We start from the raw sequence: 15,776 nt of genomic DNA, 5'->3' as shown, positions 1-15,776 counted from the left end.
AAATAAATCCATCTCGTATCTCTCACAGTTCTATAACGGAAACCACCCCGTGATATCCTACTCGCCCTTTTTCAGATACCCGGCTCCAAAGCTACCTTCTGCAACCACTTCCCGTAAACCGTCTCTCAGCCTGTGAACGGTTCTCTCTTCTTCGGACCAGTCTGCATACTCCTCTTTCTCATTGCCTTTTCCCATAACTATTGATAATCATAGTATTCAAAGTCCGATTTGTCAAGAAGTTCATGAAATCTTTAGAACTTCTTAAAGATTAAATTTTTCACTTAACTCAAAAAAGGCGAAATCCCTCTGAATAAGAAAGATCCCGCCCTAAATTCCTAAGCCTCGTCAATCGCTTTTCCGATATCGTGGCGCATATATTTGTTATCAAATTTAACCCATTCGGTTGCTTTGTAAGCATTGGCACGGGCCTCTTTGAGCGTTGCTCCTTTGGCTGTCACACCGAGGACACGTCCTCCGTTTGTCACGATCTGGTCTCCGTCGAATTTGGTTCCGGCATGGAAGCAATAGTATCCTTCATGTTTCTTGAACTCGTCAAGACCTGTGATCGGAAGTCCTTTTTCATAAGCGACCGGATAACCGTCAGATGCAAGTACCACACAGACTGCTGCATTGTCTTCAAACTGAAGATCTACCTGATCCAGTGTTCCGTCGATACAGGCTTCGATCACATCGATCAGATCATTCTTCATACGCGGAAGAACAACCTGTGCCTCAGGATCTCCGAATCTGGCATTGTATTCCAGAACCTTCGGTCCGTCTTCGGTAAGCATCAGTCCGAAGAAGATGATCCCCTTGAACTCTCTTCCCTCTGCTGCCATTGCATCTACCGTCTTCTGGTACACATATTTCCGGCAGAATTCGTCAACTTCTTTTGTATAGAAAGGACTCGGTGAGAAAGTTCCCATACCACCGGTATTCAATCCCTGATCTCCGTCTTTGGCTCTCTTGTGATCCTGCGCGCTTGTCATAGTCTTGATGGTCTTTCCATCTACAAAGGAAAGAACAGAAACCTCACGTCCTGTCATGAATTCTTCTACAACCATGGTATTACCGGATGCACCGAATTTCTTGTCCAGCATGATCTCTTTCACGCCGGCTTTTGCTTCTTCCAACGTATTACAGATCAGTACACCTTTTCCAAGTGCCAGACCATCTGCCTTCAGAACGATCGGAAATTTGGCTGTCTCCAGATAAGCCAGCGCTTCGTCTGCATTGTCAAAATTCTCATATGCTGCGGTCGGGATGTCATATTTTTTCATCAGATCTTTTGAAAATGCCTTGCTTCCCTCCAGGATTGCTGCATTTTTTCTTGGTCCGAATGCGCGGATCCCGGCTTTTTCAAATTCATCTATAAGGCCGCCAACCAACGGATCATCCATTCCTACGATTGCCAGATCGATCTCTTTTTCCTTTGCAAATGTAACCAGCTTGTCAAATTCCATCGCACCAATCGGTACGCATTCTGCAAGCTCTGCAATCCCGGCATTTCCCGGTGCACAGTACATCTTCTCTACCTTGCTGCTCTTTGCTACACAATATGCAATTGCGTGTTCTCTTCCGCCACCGCCTACGATCAATACTTTCATTGGTGCTCCTCCTTCTCTAACGGGCAATTGACACTCTGCCATCTTTTACTGTTACTTTTCCATTTGCGATCAGGTCGATCGCATGTGGAAGGATCTTCCACTCCGCCTGCTCCATCACACGTCTCTGCAGAACCTCCGGTGTATCGCCTTCTTCTACTTCGACAGCCTTCTGGAGAATGATCGGACCGGTATCCGTTCCTTCGTCTACAAAATGTACGGTCGCTCCAACCACCTTTACCCCTCTGGCGAGTGCTGCCTCATGAACCTTCAGTCCATAGTATCCCGTTCCGCAGAATGACGGGATCAGAGATGGATGGATATTGATGATCTTATTCCGGTATCTGCTGATCATTTCTTCCGGGATCACAACCAAAAATCCCGCCAGAACGATCAGATCCGGTTTCAGTTCGTCTACCTTTTCAAGAAAAACTTTGTTAAACTCTTCTCTTGTCTCAAAATCCTTCGGCGAAACGCACTGTGCCGGGATCTGATGATTCCCGGCTCTTGTGAGTGCATATGCGTTCTTATTATTGCTGATGACACCGACCAGCTCTGTATTGGTGATCGTGCCATTTTCCACTGCATCAATGATTGCCTGCAGATTGGTTCCGCCTCCGGATACAAGTACAGCAACTCTTAACATAAAGTAACTCCTTTTTCTCCTGCTTCTACATAACCAACCACAAATGCTTCATCTCCAGATTCTTTCATTGCCTTAATTGTAGCATCTACATCCTTTTCATCGACAGCGACAACCATACCGATACCCATATTGAAGGTATTGTACATCATCTCTTCTGCAATGTTGCCAGTCTTTGCGATCAGGTTGAAGATTGCAGGGATTTCATAGCTGTCCTTCTTTACCACTGCACGGATTCCTTCCGGAAGCATTCTCGGAATATTTTCATAGAATCCACCGCCTGTGATATGGCTGCATCCTTTGACTCTTACACCGGCTTCTTTTACGTTCTTCAGTGCTTTTACATAAATTCTGGTCGGAGCAAGAAGTGCTTCGCCAAGTGTCTTTCCTAATTCATCATAGTATGTATTTAAGGATTCTTCTGTAATGTCGAATACCTTACGAACCAGTGAAAATCCATTGCTGTGAACCCCTGTAGACGGCATTGCAACAAGTACATCACCTGGCTTAATATCAGAACCATCGATAATATCTTTCTTATCTACAACTCCGACTGCAAAACCTGCAAGGTCGTAATCATTCTCCGGCATCAGTCCCGGATGTTCTGCTGTCTCTCCACCTACAAGTGCACATCCTGACTGCTTACAGCCCTCTGCCACACCGCTTACGATCGTAGCGATCTTTTCCGGGTAATTCTTGCCACAGGCAATATAATCCAGGAAGAATAACGGTTCTCCACCAGAGCATGCGATATCATTCACACACATGGCAACGGCATCAATACCGATCGTATCATGCTTGTCCATTACAAATGCAAGCTTCACCTTTGTTCCACATCCATCTGTTCCGGAAAGAAGTACTGGTTCTTCCATATTCTTGATTCCACTTAAATCAAATGCACCTGCAAAACCACCAAGCCCTCCTAACACTTCCGGTCTCATGGTTTCTTTTACATGCTTTTTCATAAGTTCTACTGATTTATATCCTGCCTCGATATCTACGCCGGCTGTCTTATAATCCAACATTTTCTATATCCTCCTGGTATTTTCACTGACATCTGTATGCCTACATCTGCTTGATATATTCTTTGTGTCCGATTTTTTCAAGCTTTTCTGCTTTTTTCTGGACGGTTTCTTTCATTTCTGCAGTGTAATCCTTCAGTTTCTGAAGAAGCTCAGGATCTGAGGTTGCAAGAATCTTTGCAGCCAGAATTGCTGCGTTTGCTCCGCCGTCGATCGCAACTGTGGCAACCGGGATTCCAGGCGGCATCTGAACGATTGAATAGAGTGCGTCGACACCCTCCAGATTCTTCCCTGACATTGGGATTCCGATAACCGGCATCGGGAAGATTGCTGCACACATTCCAGGAAGATGTGCTGCCATACCTGCACCTGCAATAATTACTTTGAAGTCTTTTGCTTCTGCAGACTTCGCATATTCATAGAATACGTCAGGCTCACGGTGTGCCGAGATGATCGTCATCTCATAATCGATTCCAAACTTTTCCAGCATGTCAGCAGCTTTTCCCATTACTTTCATATCTGAGTCGCTGCCCATTACGATTCCAACTTTTGGCATAATGATCTCCTTTTCTTTTATCTATAAGTATTTTAATAAATAGCTAACCACTTATAAGTTATTTTACTAAGTCTGTTGCGGTATGTCAACCGTTACTTATCTGACCATTATTTAATTTTACTTATTGGTATTATTGAAAATCCATAACTAATACTAATTCAGAGGTTCATTGAGGATCTCTGTTCCCGGAAGAACAAACCGTCCATCACGGATAATTTCTGTCTCTGTTCCGTCTTTCGCCACTACAACAATGCTTCCCAGCTCATCATAAGGGATGGTGATATCGGTATGGCACTGGAAATATGCTTTCGACGGATCCTCTTTTCTCAAGATCGATATACTGTTGTCTCTTGCAATAATCTCTTTTCCATCCGGATTGTAAACCTTTACATCCTCTGCCCAGCTATAGCAGGTATCCCCTACTGCAAAATGCGGTCCCGTCTTTTCAGCGATCAGAATCGTATATTTATCTGCAATATCATATTTCTTCGCAACCGCATAAGCTGTGGTATTGGTTCCGATCGCAAACTCGCCAATCGGAAGTGTCTGATGATTGTGCAGAATGTTATCGAAAATATATTTTTTATTTTCTTCTTCTGAATCAAAATTGGTGCAGGTATACTCTGTGATCTTTCCTTCTTTAAAACTGATCTTCAGATTGTAATACGGAAGTCCGTGAAGGAATACCTTGCTCACAAAAAGGGTACCTTCTGTTCCTTCCAGTACCGGAGAAGTGAACACCTCACCTACTGGGATATTGACATCGGCAACACAGTTTTCAAAGATCGTCTCTTTTGCCGGATCGGCAAGCGGATGAAGCATCACTTTCAGATCCGTCTGGTTTTCGCCTGAGCCTGTTACTTTTACATACTCTCCTTTATCCAGTGCATCGATCATTGTCTGCTGCACCTTCTGGTAAAGCTTGTAATCCAGAGTATTGATCTTGATCGTTTCATCAAAGATCTCATGATACTGCTCTCCGATTTCCGGAACCGGCCAGGAAATGATCGTAAAACTTCTCTCATCTCCCGGAAGATATTCATTGGTCAGACGTCCGGCCCTTCCATTCATCGCAACCAGAAGTTCTTCCTGCTTTTCGCTTAATTTAACTGCCTCTGGTTTAGCCTGCGGAACAAAAGTCTTTTCTCCGAAAATGTCGATCACTGCCGGTCCTGCATAGCCTGCTGCAATCTCTTTATTCTGCTCGTAAGTGGTACGCATCACTTCCAGCTTTCGCTCTACATACTGTTTATCCATCACAAGCCCGATATCATCTCTGTGGTCATAGACATACTGCTTGTTGCCGGAAATATTGAAAAATCCGATCTGGCTGTTGCGTCCTCTTGTGATCACGCTGTGACTTGTCCGGAAAATACTCGGCTTTAATCCCATTTTGGCAAAATTCTCAATGGCTTTTTTTACGATCCGTTCAAATCCCATTGCATAATAAATGTTGACTACAGATTTTTTTGACAGATCTTTTCCGGTATTTACAAAACCAATCCTGTATCCTTCACTGAAGGTATCTGCCATCTTATCAATCTTCTCCTGTGAAAGTGAATTTAAGTATGCGGCTGTCTCTCTTTCATTTACCCCCACATATTCTCCCATACGGTAGAGATAACGCAGATCGGAAAGATCTTCATTCATGATCATATTCACAATGAAGCATCCTCTTTCCGGATCGATCTGGTCTTTGATGCGGTCTGCCGCAAATACATCGCAGTAATCACTTGCATACCAGTAAAAGATTTCCTTCAGGCTTTCCGGCTGCGGCTGCTTTTCTTCTTCAAATTTGTTGTAAATTTCAATCAAAAGCTCTGCTCCGATCACAACATACTCCATACGCTGTTCCTGAACATAAGAAATGCCTCCGCGGATCTCGGTGTAAACCGCAGACAAAAAGCTTCCCAGTTCTCCTCCCAGCACCGAAACCGCATAAGCCGGATTTGCATAAGATTTCTCATAGTTTGCTTCCAGTTCGTCTGCATAAAGATCCTTCATCTCTTCCTGCAGCTCTTCTTCTGACATCTCTTTCTGCTTTCCGCTTTCCACATTCTGTTTCAGCTCATCAAGCTTTAAAATAAACCGAGCCACATGCTGGAAATACTCCCGATATGGCTCTGCTACTGTTTTTTCTTCTATTATTGCTTTCATTCTGTCAATTGCCAGATTATATCTTTCTTCCATTTATACACATCCTCTTATAAATACTAAGATCAGGGCAAGTAAAATAAGTCCGTTTACAACGATTCCGATCTTGCAGGTCAGATAATTTTTATCTCTTTCTTTAAATCCTTTTACACCAGTTACAATACCGATGCAGGCAAGAATCATATTGAAAACCCCAAAGCTTCCTACCATCGCTGCTGATTTCCCTTTATTCAAAAATGCCATTACAATCAATCCCGCTATCACTGCCGTAACAAGTACTGCCATCACACAGGACCAGATTCCCTTGCGGGAATGCTTTCTTTTTATCTGACCATACTTCCGGTTTCTTTTATTTCTATCTCTTTCACGTGCTCTTTTTTTATCTCTCCTGCTTCGCATCGTGCCATCTCCTTATCATATTACAAATCGCGAAGACGATATACCCAATCACACCGCCAAGGGTGTTGAGCAGCATATCATCCACATCAAAACTCCCCACTCTTGTTACCAGCTGAAAGCACTCCACAAAGAAGCTCACTCCAAAACTGTAGAAAAGGGTAAGAAAAAAGCTGCGATAACGGCTTGCCATCGGCATAAAAAATCCAAATGGCACGAAAATCAGGACATTTCCGAACAGATTTGCATAAGCTACCCATCCCAAAACATCTCGATACAGCCAAAATCTTTTTATTTCACAGAAAAGAACCAGGTTATAATGATATTCCCCGGTTCCTTCCCGTCCATACCAGTCAGAAAAAATCAGAAAGTAAAATAAAAATCCAATATACAGGACAAATAAAATCTTCCCAAGAACCCGAAGTCTTTTTCTGTTCTTTGCTTTCAACTTAAAGCGCCCTTCCTAAAATGTCAGTCCCTTTTTCGCACCAAGCAGCTTTCCACCGCTGACAAGCAAAATGATCCCGGTTGTCACACCAACAACAATAGAAATAATTCCGATCGCAATATTGGCACCGCCGGCAAGTCCCATCACTTTATATGTCTTTTCTGTCACTGTAACTCCTCCTTATTTTGCACCATACTGCTCATAGTATGCGTCGATTGCAGCCTTGATCTTGTCATCGATAACAATTTCACCATTGCATGGTTTGTTGTACAGATGCTCTACTACATCCTTCATGGTTACGATTGCATTAGTTTCAAATCTGTAAAGATCCTTTACTTCATCGAGTGCGCATTTCACACCGCCTTTTCCTACTTCCATGCGGTCAAGGGATACCATCAGTCCAACAATTGTTACATCAGCGGCTCCTCTTACCTTCGGTACAGTCTCTTCCATGGATTTGCCGGATGTGGTAACATCTTCGATCATAACCACGCGGTCTCCGTCCTGAAGCTTGCTTCCGAGGAAGCTTCCCTTATCTGCTCCGTGATCTTTTTCTTCTTTACGGTCTGAGCAGTAACGGATCTCTTTTCCGTATAATTCACTGTAAGCGATCGCGGTTACAACTCCAAGCGGGATTCCTTTGTAAGCAGGTCCGAATAATACATCAAAATCATCCCCGTATTTGTCATGGATTGCTTTTGCGTAATATTCACCGAGTCTTTTGAGCTGTGATCCTGTCACATAAGCTCCTGCATTCATGAAGAAAGGGGACTTTCTTCCGCTTTTCAGTGTAAATTCTCCAAATTTAAGAACGTGGCTTTCTACCATAAAATCAATAAATTCCTGTTTGTAGCTTTCCATTTTATTTATCCTCCATCTCTTATCTGTTCTTTATTTTACAATTCCAACCATATCTTTCACAGACTCAAAGCCATTCTTCTTCATATAGGCTTCAATTCCATCGATTACTTCCATCGTCACTGCCGGATTGTGAAAGTTGGCTGTTCCTACGGATACGGCACTTGCTCCTGCAAGAAGGAACTCGATCGCATCTTCTGCGCAGGAAATACCGCCCATCCCGATGATTGGGATGTTCACTGCCTGTGCTACCTGATATACCATGCGGACAGCGATCGGTTTAACGATCGGTCCTGATACACCTCCGGTCTTATTTGCCACTGCAAATGTCTTGCGATTGATATCAATCTTCATACCGGTCAGTGTATTGATCAGGGAAACTGCGTCCGCACCGCCTGCTTCTGCCGCTTTTGCTATCTCAGTAATATCGGTTACATTCGGTGTCAGCTTCATGATGATCGGCTGCTTTGCGATCTTCTTGATCTGTCCGGTCAGCTCTTCTACATGCTTTGCATCCTGTCCGAAAGCAAGGAATCCTGCATTGACATTCGGGCAGGAAATGTTGATTTCCATCATATCGATCGGTTCATCCGCAAGGCGTTCTACCACTTCAAGATACTCTTCCGGTGCATGTCCGCAGACATTCACAATGATCTTGGTATCATAGTTTTTCAGATACGGAATATCTCTTTTACAGAACAGATCGATTCCCGGATTCTGAAGTCCTATGGCGTTCATCATTCCGCCGTAAACCTCGGCTACACGCGGAGTCGGATTGCCCGGCCACGGTACATTTGCCACACCTTTTGTTGTCACAGCTCCAAGCTTGTTCAGATCTACAAATTCAGAAAACTCTTCTCCTGATCCGAAGGTTCCTGATGCCACTGTTACCGGATTCTTCCATTCTACTCCGGCAATATTTACACGCATATCCATTAGATTTCCACCTCCGTAGAAAGAAATACCGGTCCGTCTTTACAGATACGTTTGTTGTGCACATTGCTGTGCGCATCCTTTTCCTTTGACTTGCACACGCACGCAAGACAGGCACCGATTCCACATGCCATTCTCTCTTCCAGAGAAATATAGCATTCGATTCCGTTTGTTTCTGCATACTGTTTGATCGCACGGAGCATCGGAGTTGGTCCACAGGCATAGATCATATCTGCTTCCAGCGCATTCTCACGGATTGCATCCATAACATTTCCTTTTGTTCCGACACTGCCATCTTCGGTTGAAATATAAAGCTCTCCTGCCTGTTCAAATTCTTCTTTCAGGAAGGTATGTGCATCACGGTATCCAACCACAATCTGCTTTTTCTCACATTCCATCTGTTTTGCAAGCTCCAGGATCGGCGGCACACCGATTCCTCCTCCCATCAGAAATACCTTCTTTCCTTCGGCCTTCTCAAATGGGAATCCATTACCAAGTGGTCCGATCACCGGAATGGTATCTCCTGCCTTCATCTGTGAAAATTCTTCTGTTCCGGTTTTTTCCCCTGTTACACGGTAAACCACACGAAGTTTTCCACCTTCTTTATCGATCTCACAGATACTGATCGGGCGTGGAAGAAGCTTGCTTCCATCATTGGTATACATGGAAATAAACTGCCCCGGTCTTGCACTCCCTGCTGCTTCTGTCTGGATCCACATACTGAAGATTCCATCTGCAAGCTGCTCCTGCGATACAACCTTTGCCTGTTCTTTTTTCTTTGTAGTCATCTTCTATTCTCCTATAATCCGGATTTGCCGGTATGTCAGAAGCTTCTGTCACACCGGCTCATTCTTTTCTCTTATCTGTTCTCAAGCGCGCCTTTGATATCTGCTACCATGGCTTCTACTGCTGCACGGGATGCATCTCCAAAGTTCTCTGCACCGTATTTTGCATAAGCTTCCTGCTTATATGCTGCAATGATTCCTCTGGATGAGTTTACGATTGCTCCAAGTCCATCTTCATTGAAGAAATGAACCAGATCTTTTCCTTTTCCACCTTGTGCACCGTATCCCGGAACCAGAATGTAGGATTTCGGCATTACTTTACGAAGGACTTTTCCCATCTCCGGATAAGTAGCTCCCACAACTGCTCCGATGTAGCTATAATCATCACCCATGCAGTCTGCTCCCCACTCGGCAACCTTTTCTCCGACCAGTTCGTAAAGCGGACGACCATCGATCAGCCGATCCTGGAATTCTCCACTGGATGGATTGGATGTCTTAACAAGGATAAAAAGACCTTTCTTCTCTTCTTTACATACTTCGATAAATGGCTTTACTCCGTCAGATCCAAGATATGGATTCACAGTAGCGAAATCTTCATCGAACGGTACATAGGATTTGCTTCCTACCTGAACTCTTCCAAGATGTCCAACAGCATATGCTGCTGAAGTAGAACCGATATCACCTCTCTTGATATCTCCGATGACAACAAGTCCTTTTTCTTTACAGTAGTCTACCGTCTTCTTGAATGCCTGAAGTCCCGGAATTCCGAACTGTTCGTACATAGCGATCTGCGGTTTAACTGCCGGGATCAGATCATAAGTCTTATCCACGATCTCTTTGTTGAACTGCCAGATAGCTTCTGCTGCTCCTTCCAAAGTCTCGCCATACTCTGCAAATGCCTTTTTCTGTACCTGCTCTGGTACATAGGAAAGCATCGGATCCAGTCCGACAACGATAGGTGCTCCTGTTTTTTTAATGTTAGCGACTAATTTGTTAATCATCTTATTCCCTCCAGTTTTCTATTTATATTTTTGCTGTAACAGAAAGTATTGTCCTTTTGTTACCTGAAAAAAAATATTCTTTACTTATGATATCATATTAAAAACTAAAAGGGAATGCCGTTTTCGGCATTCCCTCCGGATTTCTGTTATTGATTGATTTTATTTCTCACCTGTTCCAATGCTGCATCAAGCTGATTATCTGCATTCGGATTATTCTCATCCCGCTGATATTCAACTTCTACGTCCGGCGTAATTCCTTTTTTGTGAATATTTCTTCCATTCGGAGTATAGTACTCAGCCATTGTCAGCTTCACACAGGTTCCGTCTCCAAGATCAAAAATCTGCTGAACGATTCCTTTTCCGTAAGTTGTTGTTCCCACGATCGATCCAAGTCCGTAGTCCTGGATCGCTCCTGCAAAAATCTCGGAAGCACTTGCACTGTTGCCGTCAACAACAACCGACATCGGCTTCGTAAACTGGTGTTCATCATCCGATGAGATCACCTCTTCGTGACCACTCTTGTCTTTTGTTGACACGATCGTACCTTTTGGCAACAGCAGATCCAGCATCTGTGTGACTGTCGCAAGATTACCTCCCGGATTAGCCCGAAGATCAACCACAAGTCCTTTCATCCCCTGGTCCTCCAGACTGCCGAGTGCACTCTTGAACTGGTCATAGGTCACACTGTCAAATTCCGTAACCCGAATATAACCGATCTGGTCATCCTTCATTTCAGACTTGACTGTCTCTACCTGGATTTTTCTCCGGGTAACCGTCATTGTCACTTCCTTCGCATCATCCCCACGCAGGACTGTGATATCAACAGTCGTATTCTCTACACCGCGGATCAGCTGTACAACATCGGAAAGATCCGTTCCACTTACGTCCTTATCTCCAACCTTATACAGAATATCATTTACCTGAATACCTGCTTCATTCGCCGGGCTGTTCTCATAAACCTGAACTGCAGTGATCACCTTAGTTTCCTGATTCTGCGAAAAAACAACTCCGATTCCCGAATACTCTCCCGAAGTTGATTCCTGCAGGGATCTGGTCTGTTCTTCATCATAATATACAGAATACGGATCTCCCAGTGCATTAATGTATCCACTGTAAAGTCCGTTCTCCAGATCTTCTTCTTTCAAATCATCTGTATAAAGATAATTTTCATCAATCAGCTTTTTCAGTTTATTCAGTTTTTTCTCTTCCTGCGCATTTACGACCTTTTCCTGACTGGTTCCAAGGTCTACACCTGCGACATTCATAATTCCAAGTGCCGCAGCACCTACCATAAACATGGCGAGGGCGCCTGCAAGCGCCCCCTTCCAAAAATTCTTTTTATTATTTTCCATCATTTACTCTTTCATACCTGTTATGTATTATCTTACAGATAGTTCAGTGGATTGACCGGTACACCACCTACATGAACTTCAAAGTGAAGATGTGGTCCTGTGGAAATTCCGGTCGTACCGACATTTCCGATCACCTGACCTCTTGCCACCGTCTGTCCCACGCTAACATTCATCGAACTCAGATGCTGATACCATGTCTGCATTCCATTACCGTGATTGATTACGATGTAATTTCCACGTGCACTATTGTACTGTGCGGTAATAACAGTTCCAGAATCAGCCGCATAAACTGCTGCTCCGTATCCTGCACCATAATCGATTCCGTCATGACCGGTTGTTGCACCTGCAGTCGGTGCCACACGTCCGCCAAAGCCACTGGTAATCGCTGCTCCCGGTACCGGATGTGTAAGTGATCCGGTTCCCGTTGCACTTGCATTGCTGCTTGTATTGCCTGAACTGCTTGTGCCTGCCGAAGCTGATGCCTGAGCTGCCGCCGCTGCCTGTGCAGCCTGAGCGGCTGCCGTTGCTTCTGCTTCTTTTCTGCGAGCTTCTGCCGCCTCTGCTTCTGCAATCAGCTGCTTCAGTTTGTCAGCATTACTACTGATCTCAGATGTCAGGTTATTGATCTGAATGTTCTTATCAGCAAGAAGCTTTTCTACATTTGCCTGTTCTCCCGCAAGTTCATCCTGCAGGCTTTCCAGCTCTGCATACTCTTTTTTAAGTGCATTTTCTCTGTTCTCGACATCTTTTCTTGTATCTTCGTATTCTACAAGAAGTTCACGGTCACATTTGGAAATCTTGTTGATGTATTCTGCTTTGTTCAGCAGATCTGCAATACTGTTAGCTTCCATCAGGATCTCCAGGAATTCATTGCTCCCGTTCTCATACATATACTTGATACGTAGCTTCATTGTCTGGTACTGGTCATCTTCGTTGGCTTTCGCAGTTACCAGCTCTGTCTCTGCATCATTGATCTCCGTCTCTTTTGCAGTCAGATCTGACTGTGTCTTCTCCATCTTTGATACAATGGAATCCAGTTCAGAAGAAAGTTCCGACTTCTCTGCCTCAGCCGTATTCTTCTGCTGTTCCAGCTCCTGCTGCTTCTTTTTCGCATCCGAAATATTATCAGCCTGTGCCGGAATTACCATACTGAAGCAAAGCGTAAACGCCAGTAACGCCCCAAGTATCTTTTTCCCTCTTATCATATTCGTCTCCCTTAAATATTATGCGACTAGACTCTTAAGTGCTTTCTAATCGTAAAGAAACTTCCCACAAAACCAATTCCGATTCCCAGTAAAAGTCCGACCGGAAGCAGTGTCTTGTATACCTGCCCCACCGGAAGGAAATCCAGAATATTATTCAGCAGACTGAATTTTGTAAGAATATAAGTAATTGCTTTGTTATAAAGTACATAAAGGATACCAAGCGGAATCGCCGCACCGACAAGACCGATCAGGATACCTTCAATGATGAACGGTGCCCGTACAAAACCATCCTTCGCACCGATATATTTCATGATTGCAATCTCTTCCCTTCGGACAGTAATACCCATTGTGACCGTATTGCTGATCAGGAAAATGGATACTGCCAGAAGAATCGCGATGATAACAACCGATACATACCATACCAGCTTGTTCACGCTGTTCAGTGTATTGGCTACGGTATCTGATTTGTTAACCTTACGAACCCCGTCAAGGCTTTCTGCAAAGGAAACCAGCTTCTTCTGTGAAGCCACATCTGTCATATATACTTCATAGTTGTCAGATCCTGCCAGAGGGTTATCATTTTTAAATCCTTCTGCAAGGTCACTTGATTCGCCAAAATACTGATCTTTAAATGTCTCCCATGCTTCGTCCGCAGACACATACTTGATATCTTTTACACCATCCTGCTTTTTAAGCTGTGCGCCAATATTATCAATCTGCTCCTGCGTTGCATCATCATTAAAAAATACAGTGATTGCCACACCTTCTTCTGCTTTGTGTACAATATACTGAAAGTTCATAATAATTGAGAAAAACAGTCCGAACACAAAGATACATGCAGCCATAGTTGCAACAGATGCCAGTGAAAACATCTTATTTCTTCCAATATTCTTAACTCCCTGTTTCACGGAGTATCCAACTGTACTAATCCTCATGCTTATACCCACCTTCTTGTTCGTCGCTGACAATGACACCCTTCTTCATCGTAATAACGCGCTTTTTCATCTCGTTTACAATTTCCTGGTTGTGAGTAACTACCAGAACTGTAGTTCCTCTCTCGTTCGCTTCTTCAAGAAGTTTCATGATCTCCCATGAGTTGGTTGGATCCAGGTTTCCTGTCGGCTCATCAGCCAGCAAAATAGCAGGCTCATTTACAACAGCTCTGGCAATTGCAACTCTCTGCTGTTCCCCACCGGACAATTCCTTCGGGAACGCTTTGTACTTCTGTGCCAGTCCGACAAGTGACAGAGCCGCCGGCACTTTCTTTTTGATGACACGGGTTGATTTTTCTGTAACCCGCTGTGCAAATGCAATATTCTCATAAATATTGCGGTCTTTCAGAAGTCTGAAATCCTGGAATACAACGCCGATTCCTCTTCTGTACTGCGGAATCTGGCGATGTTTCATACGATTCAGATTCTGACCGTTGACAATAATCGTACCTGACGTTGGTTCGATCTCCTTCATCAGAAGACGTATCAACGTAGACTTTCCGGAACCGCTGTCTCCAACTACGAATACGAACTCTCCCTGTTCGATCCGAAGGTTGATACCATTGAGTGCAGCAATACCCTTCGAGTATTCCTTGGTAACTTCTTTAAGTTCTATCATATGCTCCTCCTAATTATCCATACTCCGATATAACTTAATACTCCAGTGTTTCCATGTATTTCATATATTTGACTACCATCAGCGCGATCTTAAATGTGATTGCGTCCTCAAATACGCGCAGATCCAGTCCTGTGCTCTTCTGCAGTTTGTCAAGACGGTACACCAGTGTATTTCTGTGAATATACAGCTGTCTTGATGTCTCGGAAACATTCAGGCTATTCTCAAAGAACTTATTGATGGTCGTGAGCGTCTCTTCATCAAATTCGTCCGGAGATTTCCCCTCAAAAATTTCGCGGATAAACATCTTGCAGAGCGGAATTGGGAGCTGATAGATCAGTCGTCCGATTCCAAGCGCACTATATGCAATAACTTCCTTCTCGTCGAAGAAGATCTTTCCTACATCGAGCGCAAGCTTCGCTTCTTTGTAAGACTTGGATACTTCTTTGATGTCATTGACGATCGTACCATATGCGATACGGATATTCTCTTCTCCTTCTGCTTTCAGAAGATCAAGAATCTCATGCGCAGTCTTGTCCATCTCCGGATATCCATCGCCAGGACCTAATTCTTTTACTACGATGATGTTCTTCTCATCAACAGCTGTAATAAAGTCCTTGCCCTTTCCACCCAGAACAGAACGGAGACTGTCAAGCGCACTGACATCTCTCTCCCGAGAAGTCTCAACTATAAAGATATCACGTTTTACCTCTGTGTCAATATGTAATTTTTTGGCGCGATTATAAATATCCACCAGAAGAAGGTTGTCAAGAAGGAGGTTTTTGATGAAATTATCCTTGTCAAAACGCTCCTTATATGCTACCAGAAGATTCTGGATCTGGAAGGCTGCAATCTTGCCAACCATATAAACATCTTCACTGCCGCCATTGGCGATCAGAATGTACTCCAGCTGGTGTTCATCATAAATTTTGAAAAACTGATACCCCTGAATCACCTGGCTTTCTGCCGGAGATTCTACAAACGAAAGAACGGCATTCTCATAATCTCCAGGCTCCGGAAATGTTGTCGCCAAAGTCTTTCCATCTGTATCCATCACTCCAAGATCAATCCTTGTAATTGATTTCAACCCTTCAATCGTATTCTGCAGTATCTGATTTGATATCATATTCTCTCTCCTCCATCCTCCGTGGTTCTATACACTTTGTACAATCTTCATCCCCCGCAACTGTGGACTTAGCCATATACATATA

Annotated in this window: 17 protein-coding genes and 1 other annotated feature (1 of these 18 running past the window's edge); all 17 genes read right to left on the bottom strand. The window is 43.9% G+C overall.

Going from position 1 to position 15,776, the window contains the following annotated elements; all coding sequences use genetic code 11:
- Nucleotides 1-191 (bottom strand) — a binding site (T-box leader); it reaches 41 nt to the left of the window's first position.
- Between the two features lie 144 nt (nt 192-335).
- Nucleotides 336-1,607 carry a phosphoribosylamine--glycine ligase gene (purD, locus tag PGW42_RS04800; protein ID WP_022220987.1) on the bottom strand — a complete coding sequence of 424 codons (1,272 nt, stop codon included), beginning with the start codon at nt 1,605-1,607 and terminating at the stop codon, nt 336-338.
- A 16-nt stretch (nt 1,608-1,623) separates the two neighbouring features.
- On the bottom strand, nt 1,624-2,250 hold the full coding sequence (purN, locus tag PGW42_RS04795) for a phosphoribosylglycinamide formyltransferase (RefSeq protein ID WP_022220988.1): 627 nt from the start codon (nt 2,248-2,250) through the stop codon (nt 1,624-1,626).
- Complete coding sequence (gene purM / locus PGW42_RS04790) at nt 2,244-3,269, bottom strand: phosphoribosylformylglycinamidine cyclo-ligase (protein ID WP_270202934.1); 1,026 nt, start codon at nt 3,267-3,269, stop codon at nt 2,244-2,246. The genes purN and purM overlap by 7 nt, the downstream gene beginning before the upstream one ends.
- 43 nt (nt 3,270-3,312) lie before the next feature.
- Complete coding sequence (gene purE / locus PGW42_RS04785; RefSeq protein WP_008372927.1) at nt 3,313-3,825, bottom strand: 5-(carboxyamino)imidazole ribonucleotide mutase; 513 nt, start codon at nt 3,823-3,825, stop codon at nt 3,313-3,315.
- Nucleotides 3,826-3,978: 153 nt separating this feature from the next.
- Nucleotides 3,979-6,015 carry an aminopeptidase gene (locus PGW42_RS04780; RefSeq protein ID WP_117823525.1) on the bottom strand — a complete coding sequence of 679 codons (2,037 nt, stop codon included), beginning with the start codon at nt 6,013-6,015 and terminating at the stop codon, nt 3,979-3,981.
- On the bottom strand, nt 6,016-6,378 hold the full coding sequence (locus tag PGW42_RS04775) for a DUF6142 family protein (RefSeq protein ID WP_117823523.1): 363 nt from the start codon (nt 6,376-6,378) through the stop codon (nt 6,016-6,018). It lies immediately after the preceding gene.
- On the bottom strand, nt 6,359-6,823 hold the full coding sequence (locus PGW42_RS04770; protein WP_117834969.1) for a VanZ family protein: 465 nt from the start codon (nt 6,821-6,823) through the stop codon (nt 6,359-6,361). Before PGW42_RS04770 ends, PGW42_RS04775 begins: the two co-directional genes overlap by 20 nt.
- Before the next feature lie 15 nt (nt 6,824-6,838).
- Nucleotides 6,839-6,991 carry a hypothetical protein gene (locus PGW42_RS04765; protein ID WP_008372918.1) on the bottom strand — a complete coding sequence of 51 codons (153 nt, stop codon included), beginning with the start codon at nt 6,989-6,991 and terminating at the stop codon, nt 6,839-6,841.
- Between the two features lie 12 nt (nt 6,992-7,003).
- Nucleotides 7,004-7,684, bottom strand: coding sequence for an orotate phosphoribosyltransferase (gene pyrE, locus PGW42_RS04760; RefSeq protein ID WP_270202879.1), 681 nt, complete (start codon nt 7,682-7,684; stop codon nt 7,004-7,006).
- Between the two features lie 30 nt (nt 7,685-7,714).
- On the bottom strand, nt 7,715-8,617 hold the full coding sequence (locus PGW42_RS04755) for a dihydroorotate dehydrogenase (RefSeq protein WP_008372915.1): 903 nt from the start codon (nt 8,615-8,617) through the stop codon (nt 7,715-7,717).
- Nucleotides 8,617-9,402, bottom strand: a complete 786-nt coding sequence (locus PGW42_RS04750; RefSeq protein ID WP_022220989.1) for a dihydroorotate dehydrogenase electron transfer subunit — start codon at nt 9,400-9,402, stop codon at nt 8,617-8,619. Before PGW42_RS04750 ends, PGW42_RS04755 begins: the two co-directional genes overlap by 1 nt.
- Nucleotides 9,403-9,473: 71 nt before the next feature.
- Nucleotides 9,474-10,400 carry an orotidine-5'-phosphate decarboxylase gene (gene pyrF, locus PGW42_RS04745; RefSeq protein ID WP_008372910.1) on the bottom strand — a complete coding sequence of 309 codons (927 nt, stop codon included), beginning with the start codon at nt 10,398-10,400 and terminating at the stop codon, nt 9,474-9,476.
- 146 nt (nt 10,401-10,546) lie between these two features.
- On the bottom strand, nt 10,547-11,755 hold the full coding sequence (locus PGW42_RS04740; RefSeq protein WP_441047115.1) for a S41 family peptidase: 1,209 nt from the start codon (nt 11,753-11,755) through the stop codon (nt 10,547-10,549).
- Nucleotides 11,756-11,784: 29 nt separating this feature from the next.
- Nucleotides 11,785-12,957, bottom strand: a complete 1,173-nt coding sequence (locus PGW42_RS04735; protein ID WP_270202881.1) for a murein hydrolase activator EnvC family protein — start codon at nt 12,955-12,957, stop codon at nt 11,785-11,787.
- A 26-nt stretch (nt 12,958-12,983) separates the two neighbouring features.
- Nucleotides 12,984-13,892, bottom strand: coding sequence for a permease-like cell division protein FtsX (ftsX, locus tag PGW42_RS04730; RefSeq protein WP_175305341.1), 909 nt, complete (start codon nt 13,890-13,892; stop codon nt 12,984-12,986).
- Nucleotides 13,882-14,568, bottom strand: coding sequence for a cell division ATP-binding protein FtsE (gene ftsE, locus PGW42_RS04725; protein ID WP_008372900.1), 687 nt, complete (start codon nt 14,566-14,568; stop codon nt 13,882-13,884). The genes ftsX and ftsE overlap by 11 nt, the downstream gene beginning before the upstream one ends.
- Nucleotides 14,569-14,602: 34 nt before the next feature.
- Nucleotides 14,603-15,691 carry a PucR family transcriptional regulator gene (locus PGW42_RS04720; protein ID WP_008372899.1) on the bottom strand — a complete coding sequence of 363 codons (1,089 nt, stop codon included), beginning with the start codon at nt 15,689-15,691 and terminating at the stop codon, nt 14,603-14,605.
- Nucleotides 15,692-15,776 lie beyond the last annotated feature (85 nt).

This window comes from Coprococcus sp. TM115-187, assembly GCF_027679115.1.
GTDB lineage: Bacteria > Bacillota > Clostridia > Lachnospirales > Lachnospiraceae > Allocoprococcus > Allocoprococcus comes.
Note: the sequence above shows the minus strand (reverse complement) of the source record. Positions and strands in the feature narration are given on the sequence as shown.